Genomic DNA, 15288 nt, shown 5'->3' with positions numbered 1-15288 from the left:
CCCCGCCATGCCGCTCACTCCCGCCCACGCCGCACCCGATCGCAACCTCGCCCTCGAGCTGGTCCGGGTGACCGAGGCGGCCGCCATCGCCGCAGGTCGCTGGGTGGGCCGCGGCGACAAGAACGGCGCCGACGGCCTCGCCGTCAACGCGATGCGCGCGATGCTCGCGAGCGTCGACATGGACGGCACCGTCATCATCGGCGAGGGCGAGAAGGACGACGCCCCGATGCTCTTCAACGGCGAACACGTCGGCACCGGCCACGGCCCCGCCTGCGACGTCGCGGTGGACCCCGTCGACGGCACCACGCTGACCGCCAAGGGCATGAACAACGCCGTCGCGGTCCTCGCCGTCGCCCCGCGCGGCGCGATGTTCGACCCCTCGGCCGTCTTCTACATGGAGAAGCTGGTCACCGGCCCCGAGGCCGCCGGCGTCGTCGACATCCGGCTCTCCGCGACCGAGAACGTACGCCGCGTCGCCGCCGCCAAGCAGATGGCCGTCGAGGACATCACCGTGGTGATCCTCGACCGGCCGCGGCACGCGGCGCTGGCCGACGAGATCCGGGCCGCGGGTGCGCGCATCAAGTTCATCTCCGACGGCGACGTTGCCGGCGCGATCATGGCCGCGCGTCCCGACACCGGCGTCGACCTGATGCTCGGCATCGGCGGCACCCCGGAGGGCATCATCACGGCCTGTGCGATGAAGTGCCTGGGCGGCACGATCCAGGGGCGCCTGTGGCCGGCCGACGACGAGGAGCGTCAGCGCGCCCTCGACGCCGGTCACGACCTGGATCCCGACACCGTGCTCCACACCGACGACCTCGTCGCTGGCGACGACTGCTTCTTCGCCGCCACCGGGATCACCGACGGCGAGCTGATGAAGGGGGTCCGCTACCGCCACGGCGGAGCCGCGACCGACTCCCTGGTCATGCGCTCCCGCTCGGGGACCATCCGCCGGATCACCTCCGAGTACCGGACCGCCCCCGTTTCCCCCGCGCCCTGAACCCGGCCACGATGACGCCGTGACCGCGACGACGTCCGACCTGACCGCCGCCCGCTCTCGCGGAGCGGTGATGGTGGCGTTCTTCCTCAACGGCTTCGCCTTCGCGTCGTGGGCCTCGCGCATCCCTGACACCCGCTCCGCGCTCGGCCTCGGCAACGGCGAGCTGGGCCTGCTGCTGCTCTCGATCGCGGTCGGCTCCGTGCTGACGCTGCCCAGCAGCGGAGCGCTGATCACCCGGTGGGGTGCGGCGGCGGTCCTGCGGTGCGGCGTGACCATCGGTCTGGTGGGCCTGACCACTGCCGCCTGCGCGGTGGACGTCCTCGCCAGCGTCCCCCTCACCGTGGTCGGCCTGATGGCCTACGGGCTGGGCAGCGGCAGCTGGGACGTCGCCATGAACGTCGAGGCGGCCGCTGTCGAGCACCGGCTGGCCCGCGCGATCATGCCCCGCTTCCACGCCGGGTTCAGCCTGGGGACCGTCGCCGGAGCCGGGGCCGGAGCGGCCGCGACCGCCCTCGGCGTACCGGTGGCGTGGCACCTCGGGCTCACGGCTCTCGTCGGACTGGTCCTCGTCCTGCTCACCGTCGACCGCTTCCTGCCCCGCGCGGTCGAGGCGGCGGAGACCGCCTCGACCGCCTCCACGCTGGCTGCCTGGCGGGAACCCCGCACCCTGCTGATCGGCCTGATGATCTTCGCCTGTGGGATCTCGGAGGGCAGCGCCAACGACTGGCTCGCCCTCGGCCTCATCGACGGGTACGCCGCACCGCACTGGCTCGGCGTCGCCGGCTTCGGCCTCTTCGTGGCCTGCATGACCGTCACCCGGGTGCTCGGCACCGTGCTCCTCGACCGCTTCGGGCGCGTGGCCGTGCTGACGTGCACGACGGTGCTCGCCGCCATGGGAGTCGCCGTGGTCGGAGCCGGCAGCCATCCCGCCGCCGCGGTGGCCGGGGTCGTGCTCTGGGGCGTCGGGGCCGCGCTCGGGTTCCCGGTCGGCCTGAGCGCGGCGGCGGACGACCCGGCGCGGGCGGCGGCACGGGTCAGCGTCGCGTCGACGATCGCCTACAGCGCCTTCCTCGCCGGCCCGCCGCTGCTGGGCCTGCTCGCCGAGCACGTGGGGCCGCAGCAGGCCCTGCTGGCGGTGGCCGCACTGCTGGCCCCGAGCACTCTGCTGGTCGGCGCGACGCGGCCGCTCGCCGCGGGCCGGGACGCCCGGACGGCCTGACGCGCTGGAGGCCGGCCCTCAGGGGAGCTGGCCACCGCGGGCGGTCACCCACAGCCCGTACCACTCCTCGTGCGACAGCCGCGCGGATCCGTCGACGGCACCGCTGCAGGACGCGATGCGCTCCGGACTGGTCGTGCCGATCACCGGTACGACGCCGGCCGGGTGCTGCTGCAGCCACCAGAGCAGCACCGTCTCCGGGGTCGTGCCTTGGTCCTCCGCGAGCCGGCGCAGGAGGTCCGCGACGGCCTCGTCGCCCGGATCCTGCGGGAGGCCCGTGAAGCGTCCGTTGGCCAGGGCGCCCCAGGCCTGCAGCTCGATGCCCTCGGCACGACAGTGCTCGACGGTGCCGTGCGGAAAGCCGACCTCGGCCGATGCCGGCGTGTTGACCAGGACGGCTCCCTCGAGCCAGGCCCGGCGGTGCAGGCCCATCTCCAGCTGGTTGGCGACCAGACGCGGCCCGGTGTGGCGCTGCAGCGCGGTGATCTGGACGGCGCTCATGTTGGAGACGCCGACGGCGTGGACCACGCCCTCGTCGTGGAGCGCAGTCAGGACTGCACCGATCTCCTCGGGGGGCGTGAGCGGGTCGGGCCGGTGCAGCAGGAGGAGGTCGAGGTGGCCGGTGCCCAGGCGCTCGAGGCTCTCGTGCACCCGGGCCCGGACCGTGTGCGCCCGCAGGTCGTACATCTGGGGGCTGTCGGCCGTGCCCAGCCGGATGCCGCACTTGCTCTGGATCTGGATCCGGTCGCGCAGCCCGGGTGCCTGGGCGAGGACGGCGCCGAAGACCGCCTCGGCGGTGCCGTGCCCGTAGATGTCGGCGTGGTCGAACCGCGTGATGCCCGCGGCGAGTGCCGCCTCGACCGCCGCCTCCGCCCGGGCCCGGTCGGCGGCGTCGAGCGCCTCGCCGTCCCAGCGGCCCAGCCCCATGCAGCCGTAGATCAGACCGCTGCTCATGCGTTCACCCTAGTCGTGCGGTCGTCCACGACGCTGGCGGCCTGTGACCCGGGCCACGACCTCCCGGGCAGAATCGTCGCGTGCGCATCATCGAGGTCACGGGCTCCGTGGCCGACTTCCACGACCGCCAGATCCCCGACGACCTGACCGAGGCGGAGGTCTGGCTCTTCCGGCCCGCACAGCGCTCGCTCGTGCTCGGCAGCTCGCAGGACGAGTCGACTGCGCGCACGGCTGCGGCCGCTGCAGCCGGCGTCAGCGTCGTGCGCCGGCGCAGCGGAGGGGGTGCCGTCTACGTCGACCCGCTCCGCTGCCTCTGGCTCGACGTCGTGCTCCCCCGTTCCGACGCCCGCTGGAGCGAGGACGTCCGGGCGTCGGCGTACTGGCTGGGCGAGGCGTGGATGCGCGCGCTCCGGGCCGCGGACTTCGACGCGTCGCTGTACGAGGGCGGACTGGAGAAGACGACGTGGGGCCGGCTGGTCTGCTTCGCCGCGCTCGGGCCGGGCGAGGTCCTCGTCGAGGGCCGCAAGGCGGTCGGCATCTCGCAGCGACGGACCCGTGCGGGCGCGCGGTTCCAGTGCATCGTCTATGACCACTGGGACCCGTGGGACGTCCTCGACCTCGTCGACCTCGACCCCGACGACCAGCACCGTGCCGCCGCCGAGCTGGCCGACGTCGCCGTCGGGGTGGGCGGCCGGCTCGACGCAGTGCGCGAGGCGATCCTCCAGGAGCTGCTTGGCGGATGACCCATGCGTTGAGAGCATGGGTCCATGGAGATCGACACGATCCGCGCATTCATCGCCGTCGCTGACGGCCGCACCGTCACGGAGGTCGCGGAGCGGTCCCACCGCACGCAGCCGGCGATGTCGCGGGCGCTGTCCCGGCTCGAGCGCGAGGTCGGCACCCAGCTCTTCCAGCGGGTCGGACGCGGCCTGACGCTGACCCCTGCGGGTCGCGAGCTGGTCGGCCATGCCCGCGACATCGTGGACGCCTTCGACCGCGGCGTGCGCGCCGTCGACGACATGGCGCGCCCCGACGGCGGCCTGGTCCCGGTCGCGTTCCTGCACACCCTCGGCACCTGGCTCGTTCCGGAGCTGATCCGCGGCTTCCGCGTCGAGCGCCCCAACGTCCGCTTCGACCTGCGCCAGCACGGCGACGAGGGCCTGGTCAGCGACCTGCTCGACGGCGCCGTCGACCTCGCCATCACCGCCGACCGCCCCGACCACCCGCAGATCCACAGCCGCCGGCTGCTCCTCGAGCCGCTGCGCGTCGTCGTGCCGCCGGACCACCGGCTGGCCCGCCGCCGGGTGATCCGCCTCGAGGAGGTCGCCGACGACACCTTCATCGCGCTGCGACCGGGCTTCAGCCTCCGGGCGATCACCGAGGAGCTCTGCGCGAAGGCCGGCTTCACCCCGCGGATCGGCTTCGAGGGCGAGGAGGTCGAGACCCTCCGCGGCCTCGTCTCCGCCGGCCTCGGCGTCGCGCTCATCCCCGAGCCGCACGTCGGCGTACCTGCCTCGCCCCACCTGCGGGTCAGCAACCTCGCCGCCAGCCGCGAGATCTGCCTGGCCTGGCTCGAGGGCCGCAAGCTGGCCGCGCCGTCGGAGCACTTCCGCGACCACACGCTCGAGCAGGCGAAGAAGATCGCCGCACGGCTCGGGGACTGACCCATGCACTGGAGGCATGGATCCAAGGCCCAGATGTCATTGGACGCATGACATCCGGCCCGGAAGGATGGGTGACACCGCTCACACATCATCGAAGGGCCACCCATGTCCGACATCGATCCCGCCGAGACTCAGGAATGGCGCGACGCTCTCGCCGCCGTCGTCGAGTTCGAGGGTGAGACGCGCACCCAGTTCCTCCTCGAGCAGCTCGTCGAGGAAGCCAACCGCCTCGGTGCCCGTGTCCCGTTCCCCGCGACCACGCCGTACGTCAACACGATCCACACCGACGAGGAAGCCCAGCACCCCGGCGACCTCGACCTCGAGCTGAAGATCCGCTCCGCGATCCGCTGGAACGCGATGATGATGGTGCTCCGCGCCAACAAGGAGTCCACCGAGCTCGGTGGCCACCTGGCCAGCTTCCAGTCCGCCGCGACGCTCTACGAGATCGGCTTCCAGCACTTCTGGCACGGTGCCGCCGACGAGCACGGCGGCGACCTGCTCTACATCCAGGGCCACCTCGCGCCGGGCATCTACTCCCGCGCCTTCCTCGAGGGCCGGCTGACCGCCGAGCAGCTCGACAACTTCCGCCAGGAGACCGGCGGCGACGGCCTGTCGTCGTACCCGCACCCGTGGCTGATGCCGGACTTCTGGCAGTTCCCGACCGTCTCGATGGGCCTCGGCCCGCTCATGGCGATCTACCAGGCCCGCTTCCTCAAGTACCTCCACGCGCGCGGCCTCGCCGACACCGCCGACCGCAAGGTCTGGGCCTTCCTCGGCGACGGCGAGTGCGACGAGCCCGAGTCGCTCGGCGCGATCGCGATGGCGTCGCGCGAGAAGCTCGACAACCTCGTCTTCGTCATCAACTGCAACCTGCAGCGCCTCGACGGCCCCGTCCGCGGAAACGGCAAGATCATCCAGGAGCTGGAGGGCGTCTTCCGCGGCGCCGGCTGGAACGTCCTCAAGGTCATCTGGGGCTCCGGCTGGGACCGCCTCCTGGCCAAGGACCACACCGGTGCCCTCAAGCGCCGCATGATGCAGTGCGTCGACGGCGAGTACCAGAACTTCAAGGCCAAGGACGGCGCCTACGTCCGCGAGCACTTCTTCGGGGTCTCCGAGGAGCTGCGCGCCATGGTCAAGGACATGACCGACGACGAGATCTGGCGCCTCACCCGCGGCGGCCACGACCCGCAGAAGGTGTACGCCGCCTACGCCGCCGCCACCTCCCACGTCGGCAGCCCCACCGTGATCCTGGCCAAGACGGTCAAGGGCTACGGCCTCGGCAAGGCCGGTGAGGCGCAGAACATCGCCCACCAGGCCAAGAAGGTCGCCGAGCCGGCACTGAAGGTCTTCCGCGACCGGTTCCAGATCCCGGTCGCCGACGAGAACCTCCTCGACTACCCCTACGTCACCTTCCCGGAGGGGTCGCCGGAGCACACCTACCTGCACAAGCAGCGCGAGGCCCTCGGTGGCTACCTCCCGGCCCGTCGGCGTACGTCGTCCGCGCTGCAGGTGCCGCCCGCCTCGGCGTTCGCCAAGCAGCTGGCCGGCACCGGCGACCGCGAGGTCTCCACGACGATGGCCTTCGTCCAGATCCTCACCACGCTCCTGCGCGACAAGGAGATCGGGAAGCGGATCGTGCCGATCGTTCCCGACGAGGCGCGCACCTTCGGCATGGAGGGCCTCTTCCGGCAGATCGGCATCTTCAGCCAGGAGGGCCAGCTCTACACGCCGCAGGACGCCGAGCAGGTGATGTTCTACAAGGAGCACCAGGCCGGTCAGATCCTCGAGGAGGGCATCAACGAGGCGGGCGCGATCTCGTCGTGGATCGCGGCGGCCACGTCGTACTCCTCCAACGACGCGCCGATGATCCCCTTCTACATCTACTACTCGATGTTCGGCTTCCAGCGCATCGGCGACCTCGCCTGGGCTGCCGGCGACATGCGGGCACGCGGCTTCCTGCTCGGCGGCACCGCCGGCCGGACCACGCTCAACGGCGAGGGCCTCCAGCACGAGGACGGCCACAGCCACCTGCAGTCGGCGCTCATCCCCAACTGCGTCTCCTACGACCCGACGTACGGCTACGAGCTCGCGGTGATCATCGCCGACGGCCTCAAGCGGATGTACGCCGACCAGGAGGACGTCTTCTACTACCTGACGCTCATGAACGAGAACTACGAGCACCCGGCCATGCCGGAGGGCGTCGAGGAGGGCATCCTCCGCGGCATGTACCCGCTGCGCGAGGCCCCGGCCAAGCGCGGCAAGAAGGCGGCCCAGGTGCAGCTGATGGGCTCCGGCACCATCCTGCGCGAGGTCATCGCCGGCGCCGACCTGCTCCGCGACGACTGGGGCATCGAGGCCGACATCTGGAGCGTCCCGAGCTTCACCGAGCTGCGTCGCGACGGGCTCGAGACCGAGCGCTGGAACACCCTCCACCCCCTCGAGGAGCCGAAGGTGCCCTACGTCGCGCAGGCGCTCGCCGGCCGCAAGGGGCCGGTCATCGCGGCCACCGACTACATGAAGTCGTACGCCGACCAGATCCGCGCCTTCGTGCCCGGCTCGTTCACGGCACTCGGCACCGACGGCTTCGGTCGCTCCGACTTCCGCGTCAACCTGCGACGACACTTCGAGGTAGACCGTCACTTCGTGGCGGTCTCGGCCCTCCAGCGCCTGGCGGACGAGGGCGCGGTCGAGCGCTCGGTCGTCGCCGAGGCGATCACCAAGTACGGCATCGACCCCGACCGGCCCGCGCCGGCTCTCGCCTGAGGAGCGACGACATGGAGATCAAGGTTCCCGACATCGGCGAGTACACCGACGTACCCGTCATCGACGTCCTCGTGAGCGTGGGCGACACCGTCGAGGTGGAGGCCCCGCTCATCACGCTGGAGACCGACAAGGCGACGATGGACATCCCGGCGCCCTCTGCCGGCACCATCACCTCGCTGACCGTCAAGGTCGGCGACACCGTCAGCCAGGGCTCGGTCATCGCCGTCATCGAGGGCGGCGACGCCCCTGCCGAGGCGCCCGCCGCGAAGGAGGAGGCCCCGGCCGCGCCGGCTGCCTCGCCCACCGAGGCCCCGCAGGCCGCCGCTCCCGCACCGTCGGCGGTCGAGCCCGCCGAGACCGCGACACCGGCCCCCACCGCCCCGTCCACGCCGTCCGCGCCGGTCTCCTCCGGCGACTCCGACGGCCTCCGCGCCACCCCGCTGGTACGCCGCCTGGCCCGCGAGCTCGAGGTGGAGCTCTCCGCCGTCAAGGGCACCGGTGTCAGCGGCCGGGTCACGAAGCAGGACCTGCTCGCGCACTACGCCGGCGGCGCGGCCCCCGCGGCTGCGGCGTCGTCCGGCGGCTCGGGCATCCCGCCGATCCCGCCGGTGGACTTCGCGAAGTTCGGTCCGATCCGCACCGTGCCGCTCCCCCGGATCAAGAAGATCTCCGGGCCGTTCCTGCACCGGTCGTGGCTCAACGTCCCGCACGTGACCCACAACGACGAGGCCGACATCACCGACCTCGACGCCTACCGCAAGGAGCTCGACGCGGTCGCGAAGACCGAGGGCTACCGCGTCACGCTGCTGGCGTTCCTGCTCAAGGCCTCCGCGTCGGCGCTGCGGAAGTACCCCGAGCTCAACAGCTCGCTCGCCGGCGACGACCTGGTCTACAAGGACTACATCAACATCGGCGTCGCCGTGGACACCCCCGAGGGCCTCGTCGTCCCGGTCGTGAAGGACGTCGACCGCAAGGGCATCACCGAGCTCTCGCACGACCTGGCCGACCTGTCGTCGCGGGCTCGCGAGGGGAAGCTCGCGGCGACCGACATGCAGGGTGGCACGTTCACGATCTCCAGCCTGGGTGGCATCGGCGGCACGTCGTTCACCCCGATCGTCAACGCTCCCGAGGTCGCGATCCTGGGCGTCGTCCGCTCGAAGATGGCACCGGTCTGGAACGGCACGGAGTTCGAGCCGCGGCTCATGCTCCCGCTGTCGCTCTCCTACGACCACCGGGTCATCGACGGCGCGCTCGCAGCGCGGTTCACCGCGCACCTGGGCACGCTCGTCAGCGACGTCCGCCGCCTGGTCCTCTGACGGTTCGCGACGACCGCACCTTCTTCCCACCAGGGAGGAGGGTGCGGTCGTCGCCTTTCCGCAGGACGCACCTTCCTCCCGGCCAGCGGGAAGCTGCGTTCGTCAGTTGGGCTCCTCCGCGCGGTCCTACACTGCTCGCGTGGGTCCGACGAACGGGCCGGTCGTGCACGACATCGATCGCGCCATGTCGATCATCGAGGAAGGCCGGGTCGAGGAGTCGATCGGGATCCTCTCGGCTGCCCTGCAGGAAGCCACCGCCACCGGGGACCACCGCCGGGCCGCGGTCGCCTCTGCACGACTCGGCTGGATCTCCCAGACCTTCACGGGCAACCGCACCGCTGCCCAGGCCTGGTTCTCGCGGGCGGCTCGGCTGATCGCCGACGAGCCTGCGTGCATCGAGCAGGGTGGGTCGCGCTCGCGGGGCTGGGCTGCGACGTCGACGATCCCGACGAGCTCTTCGCCCGCGCGGAACGTGCGCTGGCCTGCGCACGGGCGTTCGGCGACGTGGACCTGGAGGCGAAGGCGCTCGCCGACGGTGGCCTGGCCCGCGTCCAGGCCGGCCGGATCGCCGAGGGCATGGCCATGCTCGACGAGGCGAACGCCCTCTGGTGCGGACCCGCCGCCAACCGCGGAGCCGCGACCATGGGGGTCTGCTCCTTCTTCACGGCCTGCTACTACGCGGCCGACTTCGAGCGGGCCGGCTGGTGGGTGGACGACCTCCGGCGCGTGGGAATCCTCGGCCAGGGCTCGCTGGGTCCGACCTTCATCACCGGACACTGCGAGAGCGTGCAGGCGACCGCCCTCATCGAGCTCGGGCGGTGGTCGGAGGCCGACGCACTGCTGACGCGCTCGCTCCACACCTTCGAGACCGCGACCGGAGCCGCTGCCTGGCACCCTGCGATCGCACTGGCGGACCTGCGCACCCGGGAGGGCAGGCTGGCGGAGGCGGAGACCCTCCTTCTGGGCAAGGACGCCCACCTCCAGGCCCTGCTCCCCACCGCGCGCCTCCACCTGGCTCGCGGCGATGCCGGTCTCGCCGCCGCCACCGCGCGGCGCGGGCTGCGGCTGGTCGGTGCGGATCGACTGCGCGGCACCGACCTGCTCAGCATCGTCGTGGAGGCGGAGGTCGCCGCCGGCGACCTGCTGGCAGCCGCGGACGCCTGCCGCGAGATGGCCGACCGCGGGCTCGGCCTCGGCGAGCCCGCACTCGCAGCGCGAGCCACCCGCGCCAACGCCCTCGTCCTCGCGGCGGGCGGACAGCCGGCCGACGCGATCAGCCTCGTCGAGAACACCGTCGACGCGCTGGAGGCACGGCTGGCGGTGCAGCGGCTCATGCTCACCCTCGACCTGATCACCCTCCACGAGCGAGCCGGGAACCGGGCGGCTGCCGACGTCGAGGCCCGGCGAGCGAGGTCCATGCTCACGGGTCTCGACATCACCCTCCCGCCGACGGCTCGTTCCCTCCTCGACCGGTACGCCGAGCTGACCGGCGCACCGCCGCCGGAAGCCGCGCGGCTCTACCGAGACGGCGATACGTGGCTGGCCGCCTCCGCGGGGGTCGTCGTGAGGCTGCGGACCACGAAGGGCGTCCGCTACCTGGCAGAGCTGCTCGGAGCGCCCGGTTGCGAGAAGCACGCCCTCGACCTGGTCGACCGTGTCGAGGGCGTGGCGGAGGGCCTCGACCGGCGCCGCCTGGGAAGTGCCGGCGAGGTGGCCGACGTGGCCGCTCGCTCGGCGTACCGGTCACGGGTCGAGGCGCTTCGCACCGCTATCGGCGACGCACTCGCTGCGGGTGAGGACGACCGCGCCGCGACGCTCGAGGACGAGTGTGCCGCGCTGACGACGGAGCTCCTCACCGCCTTCGGCCTCGGTGGGCGCGGGCGCCTCGTCGCCTCGGCGGCCGAGCGCGCCAGGCTCAACGTCACCCGTGCCGTGCGCACGACGATCGAGCGGATCGGCGAGGCCCTCCCGGAAGCAGGCCGCGTCCTCGACCAAAGGATCCGGACCGGCCTCTACTGCGCCTTCGAGCCTGACCCCGGCGACGCCGTCCGGTGGAGCGTTCACTCCTGACTGAACGGATCGCGTGGAAATGAACGCCTTCGGGGTGAGATCACCCGACCCACGGAGGCTGCAATGCAAACCCCCTACCAGGCATCACCCGACGTCCACGTACTGCCGACCAGCCTTCCCGTCGGCGGCAACGGGTTCCTGACCGTCAACGCCTTCCTCCTGAACGCCGCCGAGCCGGTGCTCGTGGACACCGGGATCGGCCAGGACTCCGACGACCTGCTCGCGGCGGTCGATGACGTCGTCGGACTCGACAGGCTCCGCTGGGTCTGGCTGACCCACGACGACGCGGACCACACCGGCTCCATCCGGCGCATCCTGGAGGCGGCACCGCAGGCGACGCTGGTGACCCATGCGATGAGCGCGATGCGGATGGCGACGTGGTGGTCGGTGCCTCTCGAGCGCGTCCACGCGATCCGGCCCGGCGACCGGATCGCGGTCGGGGACCGCACGCTCCGCGCCGTGGCCCCGCCCCTCTACGACAACCCGATGACGGTCGGCTTCCTGGACGAGGCAAGCGGCGGCCTCTTCTGCGTCGACTCCTTCGGCGCACTGATCCCGGAACCCACCCAGGACGCGGAGCAGATCCCGCAGGAGGCACTCGTCGGCGGAATGCTCGCGTGGTCGCTGATGGACTCGCCGTGGTCGACGATGCTCGACCGCGACCGGTTCTCGCCGGTGCTCGACGGCGTCCGGCGCCTCCAGCCGAGCCAGATCTTCTCCGCTCACCTTCCCGTCGCGAGCGGCGCGTCGCTCGGCAGCTTCCTCGACGTCCTGGCGAGTGCCCCCGGCTCCGACCCGATCCCGGCACCGAGCCATGCGGAGTTCAGCGCCATGCTCGAGGGCATGCAGCGCGAGCTCGAGGTGGCGGCGGTCGACGTACGCGTCGAGGCGTAGGAGGCGGAAGGAGTCAGCGGGCGGCGGCCGGACGGCAGGCGTCGCGCTGGGCACCGCAGATCGAGCAGTACCAGTGCAGACCGCCGCACGTGTCACAGAGCGGCCGCTCGAAGTCTGCCGAGTTGCAGGTGTGGTCGGACGCCGGCGGCGCCACGACGGCACCCGAAGCGGGCTCCAGGACGGCCGGCGCGGCCGACATCGTCGACATTGCCGGCGCGGCCGCAACGAGCAGCGGCTCGTCGACCGTCGGCGGCTCCTCGTCGCCGGGCGCTGCGGCCGCCTCCTCCGGCGCCGTGTCGTCCACAGACGGGTCACCCAGGCCCGCCTGCTCCATGCGCTCGATCTTGTGGTGCCGCTCGCAGGTGAGGTCGTGCTCCTCGAGCTGGTCGAGCGGGACCATCACGAAGCACTCGGGGCAGACCTGGGCGCGCGGCGGCTCGTGCAGCGTGCCGGGCGTCCGGGCCGGAGCCGCCTCCTCCTCCCGAACCGTCTGCACCCCCGGCACGGGCTCGGCATCGGCGAGGTGTCGCTCGACCACCGCACGCAGCTCGGCGGCATGGGCGATCGCGATGCGGATCTCCGCGTCGGCCACCTCGCTCGACCCGGTGCTCGCCGCATCGCGCGCTCGCTGGATGGCCGCCGACGACCACTCCTCGACCAGGTCCCACAGCTCACCCAGGAGCGCCGGGGTCACCTCGCTCTGCCCTGCCACGTCCACCTCTCAGCGTTCCACGGACTGTGGAGTGACGGTATCGAGCAAGACCGGACATCGGGCACCAAATCACCACAGTCGGGCCGTGATCATGCACGCATCGGCGGGATCTTGCTCCGGTTTTCCGTTCCCCAGTCCGGGTACCCGGCAGGCATGAGCCATCTCGCGCGCTACATGCGGACCCATCTCGCCGGCTCCTCCGCCGGCGTGGACCTCTTCGACCGGGCCGCCAAGGGGCTGCCCGAGCCAGCCGCCGCCGAGGTGCGCCGGATCCAGCGTGAGCTCGTCGAGGAGCGGAAGTCGCTGCGCCGGATGATGAAGGCGCTCGGCGTCCACGAGAACCCGGTCTTCAACCTGGCCACGAAGACAGGCGAACGGATCGCGCGCCTCAAGCCCAACGGCGACCTGCTGCACCGCACCGCGATGACCGACCTCACCGAGCTGGAGGCGATGGTCATCGCCGTCTCCGGCAAGCACGCCGGCTGGGAGTCTCTGCTCGCCGTCGCCGACCACGAGCCCCGGCTGGACCGGGCCGAGCTCCGGCGGCTGCGCGACCAGGCCCGGGACCAGCGCAAGACGCTGCGCCGCCTCCATGCCGAGGCGGCCGCACGGGCACTCGTGCCCGGCCGGTCCAGCTGAGCGCGTCGGCTCCGGCGTACCTCGGCTCAGTAGTACCAGGGGTACGGCGACCAGTCCGGCTCGCGCTTCTCCAGGAACTGGTCGCGACCCTCCTGGGCCTCGTCGGTCATGTACGCCAGTCGGGTGGTCTCGCCGGCGAAGAGCTGCTGGCCCACCAGGCCGTCGTCGAGGAGGTTGAAGGAGTACTTCAGCATCCGCTGCGCCGTCGGGGACTTGCCGTTGATCTTGCGGCCCCACTCCAGCGCGACCTTCTCGAGCTGGCTGTGCTCGACGACGCGGTTGACGGCGCCCATCTGGTGCATCTGCTCGGCGTCGTACTCGTCGGCGAGGAAGAAGATCTCGCGGGCGAACTTCTGGCCCACCTGCCGGGCCAGGTACGCCGAGCCGTAGCCGCCGTCGAACGAGCCGACGTCGGCGTCGGTCTGCTTGAACCGCGCGTGCTCGCGCGAGGCCAGGGTCAGGTCGCAGACGACGTGGAGCGAGTGGCCACCGCCGGCGGCCCAGCCGGGGACGACGCAGATGACGACCTTGGGCATGAACCGGATCAGCCGCTGGCACTCGAGGATGTGCAGGCGCGCGAGCTTGGCACGGTCGATGACCGACGGCTCCTCGGCGCCGGTGTCGCCCGCGCCGATGGTCTTGTCCTCGTACTGGTAACCGGCCTTGCCACGGATCCGCTGGTCGCCTCCGGTGCAGAACGCCCACTTGCCGTTCTTCGCGGACGGGCCGTTGCCGGTGAGGATCACGCAGCCGACGTCGGCGCTGGTGCGCGCGTGCTCGAGCGTGCGGAGCAGTTCGTCGACCGTGTTGGGGCGGAACGCGTTGAGGACATCCGGCCGGTCGAAGGCGATGCGGACGGTGCCGTGCTCCTTGGCCCGGTGGTAGGTGAGGTCCGTCAGGTCCTCGAACCCGGGCACCTCGTCCCAGTCCGCCGGGTCGAAGATCTCGCTGACGCCCTCGATCGCACTCATGGACCGAAGGCTAGCGACCGCGCCACGAACCGGTGAAAAACACCGCGCCTCCCGTGTCTAATGTCCCCTGAAGGCGTCGGCGACACGGATGCCGCGCCACGGATCTCGGGGGAACCGATGCATCGACTGAAGACACTGCGCCGTCTGGGCGCGGTCGCCCTGGCCACGACCACGCTCGCCCTGACCGCCACGCCGGCGCAGGCAGCGACCGTGAGCGACGCGACCAACGACATCGCGTGGAACGGCACGCCGACGAGTGCCGAGCGGGCACGCACCGACGTGACGACCGCGAGCTACAGCATGGGCGACTACGTCGTCCTGCGGCTCAAGGTGCGGGCCTGGGCGAACCGCTGCAGCACCGGAATCCCCTGCAGCCGCGTGACCCTCGGCTTCAACACCCGGCTCTACGACTCGGCCGGTCGCGAGTTCGAGATGGACATGCAGCGATCCGACGTCTACGGCAACGGGGCCTACCTCCGGTACCCGAACTACACCAACCACTGCGACACCGGCCAGATCGCGTTCTCGAGCAGCACCACCTACGACTACGTGCAGGTGAAGATCCCGCGCTCGTGCTTCCCGAGCGGACGGCGGATCGTCGGCGTCAAGTCCTACCTGAGCTACGAGCACGACAAGACCTACGGTCAGGACTACACCGGCAAGGCAACCGTGAACTGGGTGCCGAAGGCCTGAACCCGCACGATGGGCGCGTCGGGGCCCGGCTCCGCACCAGCGGTGCCGGGCCCCGACGGTCTCACTTGTCGCTCATGCCGTCCGTCATGTCGTCGCTCGGCGACATCGACTCGTCGTCCATCATCGAGTCGGACTTCCCGTCCGTCATGCCGTCGGACTTCTCCGTCATCGGCGACTCGCTCATCGGCGACTCCGACATGTGATCGGTCATCGGGCTCGAGGTGTCGGACGGCGTCATCGAGCTGTCGTCGCTCCCACAGGCGGCTGCCGTCAGGAGTACGCCGGTCGTGGCTGCGGCGGCGAGCAGGCGGCGGAATGCGGTGGAGGTCATGGCTGGGCCCTTCGGTCGGTGGGACGGTCATCTCGGGTTCGGAGCCCGGTGGCGGGCGGACGGGT

Annotated in this window: 14 protein-coding genes; 10 read left to right on the top strand and 4 right to left on the bottom strand. The window is 71.6% G+C overall.

What is annotated here, in order from left to right; all coding sequences use genetic code 11:
* Positions 1-7 precede the first annotated feature (7 nt).
* Together glpX and Q5722_RS08285 are read left to right on the top strand one after the other, a co-directional pair.
* Entirely contained in the window at positions 8-1000 is a 993-nt protein-coding gene (gene glpX, locus Q5722_RS08290; protein ID WP_305027739.1) for a class II fructose-bisphosphatase, read from the top strand.
* 19 nt (positions 1001-1019) lie between these two features.
* A complete protein-coding gene (locus tag Q5722_RS08285) occupies positions 1020-2219 on the top strand; it encodes an MFS transporter (protein ID WP_305027738.1) in 1200 nt (399 codons plus the stop codon).
* Positions 2220-2237: 18 nt separating this feature from the next.
* Here the strand turns inward: Q5722_RS08285 and Q5722_RS08280 are convergent, their stop codons facing one another.
* Positions 2238-3170 (bottom strand): aldo/keto reductase, encoded by a 933-nt coding sequence (locus Q5722_RS08280; protein WP_305027737.1) that lies wholly within the window; start codon positions 3168-3170, stop codon positions 2238-2240.
* Positions 3171-3250: 80 nt separating this feature from the next.
* Between Q5722_RS08280 and Q5722_RS08275 the strand changes: the two genes are divergently transcribed.
* The 6 genes from Q5722_RS08275 (at position 3251) to Q5722_RS08250 (ending at position 11877) form a co-directional block, all read left to right on the top strand.
* Positions 3251-3913 (top strand): lipoyl protein ligase domain-containing protein, encoded by a 663-nt coding sequence (locus Q5722_RS08275; protein WP_305027736.1) that lies wholly within the window; start codon positions 3251-3253, stop codon positions 3911-3913.
* A 24-nt stretch (positions 3914-3937) separates the two neighbouring features.
* On the top strand, positions 3938-4834 hold the full coding sequence (locus Q5722_RS08270; RefSeq protein WP_305027735.1) for a LysR family transcriptional regulator: 897 nt from the start codon (positions 3938-3940) through the stop codon (positions 4832-4834).
* Positions 4835-4939: 105 nt separating this feature from the next.
* On the top strand, positions 4940-7597 hold the full coding sequence (gene aceE / locus Q5722_RS08265; RefSeq protein WP_305027734.1) for a pyruvate dehydrogenase (acetyl-transferring), homodimeric type: 2658 nt from the start codon (positions 4940-4942) through the stop codon (positions 7595-7597).
* A gap of 11 nt (positions 7598-7608) precedes the next feature.
* On the top strand, positions 7609-8913 hold the full coding sequence (gene aceF, locus Q5722_RS08260; protein WP_305027733.1) for a dihydrolipoyllysine-residue acetyltransferase: 1305 nt from the start codon (positions 7609-7611) through the stop codon (positions 8911-8913).
* Positions 8914-9303: 390 nt separating this feature from the next.
* Positions 9304-10983: an ATP-binding protein gene (locus tag Q5722_RS08255; RefSeq protein ID WP_305027732.1), complete on the top strand. Its 1680-nt coding sequence runs from the start codon at positions 9304-9306 to the stop codon at positions 10981-10983.
* 63 nt (positions 10984-11046) lie between these two features.
* Positions 11047-11877 (top strand): oxygen-binding di-iron domain-containing protein, encoded by an 831-nt coding sequence (locus Q5722_RS08250; protein ID WP_305027731.1) that lies wholly within the window; start codon positions 11047-11049, stop codon positions 11875-11877.
* A 13-nt stretch (positions 11878-11890) separates the two neighbouring features.
* On the opposite strand, the gene Q5722_RS08245 is transcribed toward Q5722_RS08250, so the two are convergent.
* Positions 11891-12589: a hypothetical protein gene (locus Q5722_RS08245; protein WP_305027730.1), complete on the bottom strand. Its 699-nt coding sequence runs from the start codon at positions 12587-12589 to the stop codon at positions 11891-11893.
* 153 nt (positions 12590-12742) lie between these two features.
* Here Q5722_RS08245 and Q5722_RS08240 point away from each other — a divergent pair, with 153 nt between their 5' ends.
* The gene (locus Q5722_RS08240; RefSeq protein WP_305027729.1) at positions 12743-13228 is read left to right on the top strand and encodes a hypothetical protein; all 486 of its coding nucleotides are present in this window, start codon (positions 12743-12745) and stop codon (positions 13226-13228) included.
* A gap of 26 nt (positions 13229-13254) precedes the next feature.
* On the opposite strand, the gene Q5722_RS08235 is transcribed toward Q5722_RS08240, so the two are convergent.
* A complete protein-coding gene (locus tag Q5722_RS08235; RefSeq protein ID WP_305027728.1) occupies positions 13255-14199 on the bottom strand; it encodes a 1,4-dihydroxy-2-naphthoyl-CoA synthase in 945 nt (314 codons plus the stop codon).
* A 117-nt stretch (positions 14200-14316) separates the two neighbouring features.
* Between Q5722_RS08235 and Q5722_RS08230 the strand changes: the two genes are divergently transcribed.
* Positions 14317-14892: a hypothetical protein gene (locus Q5722_RS08230; protein ID WP_305027727.1), complete on the top strand. Its 576-nt coding sequence runs from the start codon at positions 14317-14319 to the stop codon at positions 14890-14892.
* A gap of 61 nt (positions 14893-14953) precedes the next feature.
* On the opposite strand, the gene Q5722_RS08225 is transcribed toward Q5722_RS08230, so the two are convergent.
* Positions 14954-15223, bottom strand: a complete 270-nt coding sequence (locus Q5722_RS08225; RefSeq protein ID WP_305027726.1) for a hypothetical protein — start codon at positions 15221-15223, stop codon at positions 14954-14956.
* Positions 15224-15288: the final 65 nt, after the last annotated feature.

It is taken from the genome of Nocardioides jiangxiensis (assembly GCF_030580915.1).
Lineage (GTDB): Bacteria > Actinomycetota > Actinomycetes > Propionibacteriales > Nocardioidaceae > Nocardioides > Nocardioides jiangxiensis.
This window is presented reverse-complemented; position numbering and strand designations above follow the sequence as displayed.

Bases quoted from the DNA above. Each gene is read 5' to 3' on its own strand.
- glpX (WP_305027739.1), top strand. From the start codon at position 8: ATGCCGCTCACTCCCGCCCACGCCGCACCCGATCGCAACCTCGCCCTC.
- Q5722_RS08280 (WP_305027737.1), bottom strand. From the start codon at position 3,170: ATGAGCAGCGGTCTGATCTACGGCTGCATGGGGCTGGGCCGCTGGGAC.
- Q5722_RS08270 (WP_305027735.1), top strand. From the start codon at position 3,938: ATGGAGATCGACACGATCCGCGCATTCATCGCCGTCGCTGACGGCCGC.
- aceE (WP_305027734.1), top strand. From the start codon at position 4,940: ATGTCCGACATCGATCCCGCCGAGACTCAGGAATGGCGCGACGCTCTC.
- aceF (WP_305027733.1), top strand. From the start codon at position 7,609: ATGGAGATCAAGGTTCCCGACATCGGCGAGTACACCGACGTACCCGTC.
- Q5722_RS08250 (WP_305027731.1), top strand. From the start codon at position 11,047: ATGCAAACCCCCTACCAGGCATCACCCGACGTCCACGTACTGCCGACC.
- Q5722_RS08240 (WP_305027729.1), top strand. From the start codon at position 12,743: ATGAGCCATCTCGCGCGCTACATGCGGACCCATCTCGCCGGCTCCTCC.
- Q5722_RS08235 (WP_305027728.1), bottom strand. From the start codon at position 14,199: ATGAGTGCGATCGAGGGCGTCAGCGAGATCTTCGACCCGGCGGACTGG.
- Q5722_RS08230 (WP_305027727.1), top strand. From the start codon at position 14,317: ATGCATCGACTGAAGACACTGCGCCGTCTGGGCGCGGTCGCCCTGGCC.
- Q5722_RS08225 (WP_305027726.1), bottom strand. From the start codon at position 15,223: ATGACCTCCACCGCATTCCGCCGCCTGCTCGCCGCCGCAGCCACGACC.